We start from the raw sequence: 5301 nt of genomic DNA on the forward strand, positions 1-5301 counted from the left end.
GCCGGACACCCCGTCGATGCGCCGGCCGAGGGCATCGCCGCCGATTCACTGGCGCCAAAGCGCGTCGGCGAAATGATGTTCCCGATCGCCGAGGCCTATGTCGAACGCTCGATCCTGGTCGGCGACGACGACATCGTCGCCGCGCAGAAGGCGCTGTGGAACCGAACCCGCATCATCTCCGAGCCGGGAGGTGCGGCCGCCTTTGCCGCGATCCTGTCGGGCCGCTATGCGCCGGCACAGGGCGAACGGGTCGCCGTGCTGGTCTGCGGGGCGAATGCGGATCCCACTACCTTCTAAAGGGCCTGCTGCCTTCTAAAGCGATGCAGGATGGAACTATAACGGTCCACTTCACGTTTTTTCGAACCGCCTCGCCTTTGCCGTGTTTGCTGGTATTCTTTGAGTCGTGAGGCGTCGGGCTATCTGCCCGCTCCACAGCATGATCCCGAAACATGGAATCCCTTTCGGAACAGATCATGCTCAAAGGGATAGGGCCGCATCCCGGTTTCGGGATGCCATAGGCTCAAGGAAGGGCCGATGACGCAACGACCCACCTTCAGCAGCGATCGCGGCCTCGCCGGGCGGCTGGCTTTGAGCAGGCTGGCCACGCGGGTCTCGATGGTGGTCGAGCGCGGCTGGCCGTTGCTGCTTCCCCTCGTCATCGTTGCCAGCCTGTTCCTCAGCATCTCCTGGCTCGGGCTATTCTCCCGGCTGCCGGATATGGCGCGCATCGGCCTGGTCGCTGCCTTTGCCGTAGCAGCACTGGCCGCGCTTTATCCCCTGCGTTTCTTCCGCCTGCCGGGCGCCGGCGAAATCGACCGCCGCATCGAGGCAGCCAATCAACTGTTGCACAGCCCGGTGCTGGTGCAGACCGACCGGCCAAGCGGCCGGGAAAGCAGCTTCTCGCAGGCGCTATGGCGCGAACACCAGAAGCGCATGGCCGGAAAGCTCGACAACCTCGGCGCCGACCTGCCGCGCACGCGCGTGCCGGAGCGCGACCCTTGGGCCCTGCGCGCGGTAGCGGCCCTTTTGCTCGTTACCGCCTTCGCCTTCTCCTTCGGGCCGACGGGCGGCAGGATCAGCGACGGGTTCAATGCCCATGGCGCGCGCGATATCGTGCCGCCGCGCATCGACGCCTGGGTGACGCCGCCGTCCTACACCGGCAAGCCGCCGATCTTCCTGACCGCCGACGCCAACCAGGCCATCCCGACCTTTACGGTTCCCGAAGGCAGTGACGTTTCGCTGCGCGTGACGGGCGGCTCAGGCGAGGAAACGCTCGGCTACGCCGACAAGAATGGCAATTCCCGCGCCATCGACCCGGCTGCACCGCAGGCCGCCGCCAAGCCGGCTGCAAGCCCGGCGACGCCGTCCAAGGTGCGCCAGTTCACCAGCAAGCTGACCGGCGACGGCACGCTGACGCTGACGTCGGGCGAGGACCAGCTCGGCCGCTGGGCCTTCGCGGTCGTACCGGACAAGCCGCCGCAGATCCGCTTCGTCGGCGAGCCCAAGCGCGCCGCCAACGGCGCCTTCGAGCTCAACTACCAGATCGACGACGACTATGGCGCCGCCACCGCCAAGGCGGTGTTCGCGCTTGCCGATCCGCAGGCGCCGAATGCGCGTCCACTGTACGGTGCACCTGAAATGCCGCTGACGCTGCCGCGTCGCGGCGGCAAGTCGAACGCCGCCAGGACCTCCAAGGACCTGACCGAGCATGTCTGGGCCGGCAGCAGCATCAAGCTGACGCTGGTCGCTACCGACGATGCCGGGCACACCGCATCGAGCGAAACCAAGACGCTGCTGATGCCGGAGCGGCCTTTCGCCAATCCGCTGGCACGCGCCGTGATCGAACAGCGCCGCCTGCTGGCGCTCGACGCCAACGCCAAGCCGCGCGTGCTCGACCTGATGGACGCCATCACGCTGCGGCCGGAAGACACCTTCGACAACATGTCCCACTACCTCGCCATCATGAGCGCCCGCACCCGGCTGAAGATGGCCGACAGCGACGATCAATTGCGCAGCGAGGTCTCCTATCTCTGGGAAATCGCGCTCGGCATCGAGGAAGGCAATCTTTCGGCCGCCGAAAAGCGGCTGCGCCAGGCGCAACAGGCGCTGCAGGACGCCATCAAGAATGGCGCCAGCGACGCTGAAATCGAAAAGGCGATGAAGGAACTGCGCGAGGCGATGAACCAGTTCCTGCAGGAATTCGCGGAGCGCGCCAAGCAAAATCCCAACGCCCCGCAGATGCAGCAGAATGGCCAGGAACTGCGCCAGAGCGACATCGATCGCATGATGGACCAGATCGAGAACCTGGCGAAGTCCGGTGATCGCGACAAGGCCCAGCAATTGCTGTCGCAACTGCAGGACATGATGAACAATCTGCAGGCCGGCCGGCAGCAGCAAGGCGGCCAGCAGGACAGCGAGATGCGCCAGCAGATGGACAAGCTGGGCGAGATCCTGCGCCGTCAGCAGGAGATGATGAACGACACCTTCCGCATGGATCAGATGCAGCGCGGCGAGCGCCAGCGCGGGCAGAACCGTGACGAGCAGCTCGGCGAAGGCGGCCAGGATGAGGACAGACCCGGCGTCGGCGAAGACCGCGATCCGCTCGCCCGGCAAAAGCCGATGACGCCCCAGGAATTCGCCGATGCGCTGAAACAGCTGCAGCAGGGCCAGGGCCAGTTGCAGAGCGACCTCGAACAGCTGAAGAAGGGCCTCGAAGGCATGGGTATGGAGCCCAATGAAGGATTTGGCGAGGCCGGCAAGTCCATGGGCAATGCCGAACAGGCACTCGGCGAGGGCGAAGGCGATGCGGCCGTCGGCCATCAGGGCCGGGCGCTGGAAGCGCTGCGCAAGGGCGCCAAGGACATGATGAAGCAGATGCAGGCCATGCAGGGCGACCAGGGTGGCGGCGAGGAAGGCGGCCGCCAGCAGAACGCCGATCGCGATCCGCTCGGCCGGCCGCGCGCCAGCCAGGGTCCCGATTTCGGCGATTCGGTGAAGGTGCCCGACGAGATCGACGTCCAGCGCGCCCGCCAGATTCTGGAAGCGATCCGCAAGCGGCTCGGCAATGCGCTCAGCCCTGACATCGAACGCAGCTATCTGGAACGGCTGCTCGAGCTGAAATAGAGCAATTCCAGGAAATGTGTGAAGCGGTTTTCCGTCCGGAATTGCGAAAAAACAAGGGGATTGCCGCCCCCGTCCATCCCACCTGAAAACCCTCTCGCACGGTTGCACCACCATGCCCAGACTTGGCGCCGTCACACCCATCCTGCGCATCTTCGACATTGCCAAGGCGCGTGAATTCTATGTCGGCTTCCTCGACTTCAAGGTGCAGTGGGAACATCGCTTCGCCGACGACGCGCCGCTCTACATGGCGATCGGCCGCGACGGCTGCGTCCTGCATCTCAGCGAACATCATGGCGACGGTGCACCCGGCATCGCCCTGCGCATCGAGGTCGAGGACATCACGGCTCTTCATGGCGAGCTGACCGGCAAAAACTACCGCTTCGCCAGGCCAGGCGTGGAAGAGACGCCTTGGAAGACCCGCGAGGTATCGGTCGCCGATCCGTTCGGCAACAGGCTGCATTTCTACGAGGATGCCGCCGGCTGACTGAGCCTGTTGACGAAGGCTTCGCGGATCGCATCCTGCATGCCGTCGATCGCCTCGCCTGACGCGTTCGGGTTGCGGTGCATCACCACGTTCGAGGAATCGATGGCGCCGAATCCGTCCGCCGTGGTCAGTTCACGACAGCCGTCCGGAATGTTGCTGCGCGAGATCGGCGCGATCGCCAGTCCGGAGGTGACGGCGAGCTTGAGGCCGCCGGTGGTGTCGCTGGTATAGGCGACACGATAGGCAAGATCGCGCTGCTCCAACGATTTGATGGCGAAGTCCTTGCACCAGCCGGCCCGGTTGTAGAGCGCGATCGGCACCGGCTGTTCCTCATGCATGTGATGCAGGGACGATGTCACCCACACGGTCGGGTCGTGCATCAGCACTTCGCCGCCGGCGGGATCCTGCCATTCGAACACCACGCACAGATCGAGCTCGCCGGCAGCGAGCGCCGCCATCTGTGCCCCGGAATGGGCATAGCGCACGGTGACCTCGACCTGCGTATGACGCTTCGAGAAAGCGCCGAGCGCGCGCGACAGGATGGCGTGGCCATATTCCTCCGGAATGCCGATGCGCACCGGCCCGCCAAGCGGCGCTGCCGCCATCGATGCCGACGTCTCGTCGAGCAGCGAGACGATGCGGCGGGCGTTGACGATGAGTTCGCCGCCGCGCCGCGTCAACGCGACGCCGCGCGAACCGCGCTCGAACAGGCTGGCGCCGATCAGATCTTCGAGCTTCTTCATCTGCATCGACACCGCGGATTGGGTGCGGCCGGCCTGCTCCGCCGCCTTGGTGAAATTGCCGGTCTCGGCAATCGCCACGAAGGTGCGCAGGAGGTCGCTGTCGAGGGTCGGCCGCATGAAATCCGCCATAAGAGAATTTGATTGCTGGCATCATTCCAATTCGTTTGCAACATGTCAAACGGCGGATGATAGTCGCCTCACCCATTGGATATGCGGCTGCGAAATCAGCCGCGGACCAATCAAGAGTCCTCACTCGTGCCCGCTGCCCGAAACGGTGGCGGGTTCTTTTTACCCCGCAGGCGGCAGCTTCGGATCGTACGCGCAGGAGCCTGGATGCAGATGCAAAATCGGATGGTGGGCGGCATCCTGAGCCTGTGCCTCGGCGTGCTGGTCTTTTCGCTGCAGGATCCGCTCGTCAAAGCCGTGTCGAGCGGTTATCCAGTGACCGAGGTGATGGCGATCCGCTCGATCGTCGCTCTGCCAATCCTGATCGTTCTGGTGCATGCCGACGTCGGCTTGCGGGCGATCCTGTCGAAGCGATTCGGCATGCTGACGGTGCGCGCCTTCATCCAGTTCACCTCCTATACGATGTACTACCTGGCCATCGCCGCCTTGCCGCTTGCCGATGCGGTGGCGCTTTATTTCATGGCGCCGCTGTTCATCATGGTGCTGGCCGGGCCCTACCTTGGCGAGCGCGTCTCCTGGCAGACACTGGCAACCGTGCTGATCGGCTTGTTCGGCGTCCTCGTGATGCTGCGCCCCGGCGCAGGGCTGTTCGACTGGGCAGCGCTGCTGTCGCTGGGCTCGGCGGCGCTCTATGGTTTTTCGCAGCTGATGGCCCGCAAGATCGGCGACACCGAATCGTCCACCGTGATGGCCTTCTATCAGAACGGCGCCTATCTGGTTGGCGCCGCCGTGGTTGCCGGCGCGTTTCACCTTGCCGGCATAACC

The 5301-nt window shown here is 64.8% G+C and carries 5 protein-coding genes; 4 read left to right on the forward strand and 1 reads right to left on the reverse strand.

The features are described 5' to 3' along the window. From EN932_RS28270 to EN932_RS28280, 3 genes are all read left to right on the forward strand, one after another. The coding region (locus EN932_RS28270) for a pyridoxal-phosphate dependent enzyme (RefSeq protein ID WP_128369234.1) at positions 1-297 on the forward strand (297 nt) is incomplete at its 5' end. 237 nt (positions 298-534) lie between these two features. After that, a complete protein-coding gene (locus EN932_RS28275) occupies positions 535-3123 on the forward strand; it encodes a TIGR02302 family protein (protein WP_127385274.1) in 2589 nt (862 codons plus the stop codon). 112 nt (positions 3124-3235) lie between these two features. Next, positions 3236-3607, forward strand: coding sequence for a glyoxalase superfamily protein (locus EN932_RS28280; RefSeq protein WP_063169090.1), 372 nt, complete (start codon positions 3236-3238; stop codon positions 3605-3607). On the opposite strand, the gene EN932_RS28285 is transcribed toward EN932_RS28280, so the two are convergent. Further along, positions 3586-4467 (reverse strand): LysR family transcriptional regulator, encoded by an 882-nt coding sequence (locus tag EN932_RS28285; RefSeq protein ID WP_024503767.1) that lies wholly within the window; start codon positions 4465-4467, stop codon positions 3586-3588. The genes EN932_RS28280 and EN932_RS28285 overlap by 22 nt on opposite strands. Positions 4468-4689: 222 nt before the next feature. On the opposite strand from EN932_RS28285, the gene EN932_RS28290 reads away from it, so the two are divergent. Then, a partial coding sequence (locus EN932_RS28290; protein WP_164890653.1) for a DMT family transporter occupies positions 4690-5301 on the forward strand: 612 nt, incomplete at its 3' end.

The organism is Mesorhizobium sp. M7A.F.Ca.US.002.01.1.1 (assembly GCF_004022955.1).
GTDB classification, from domain to species: Bacteria; Pseudomonadota; Alphaproteobacteria; order Rhizobiales; family Rhizobiaceae; genus Mesorhizobium; species Mesorhizobium ciceri.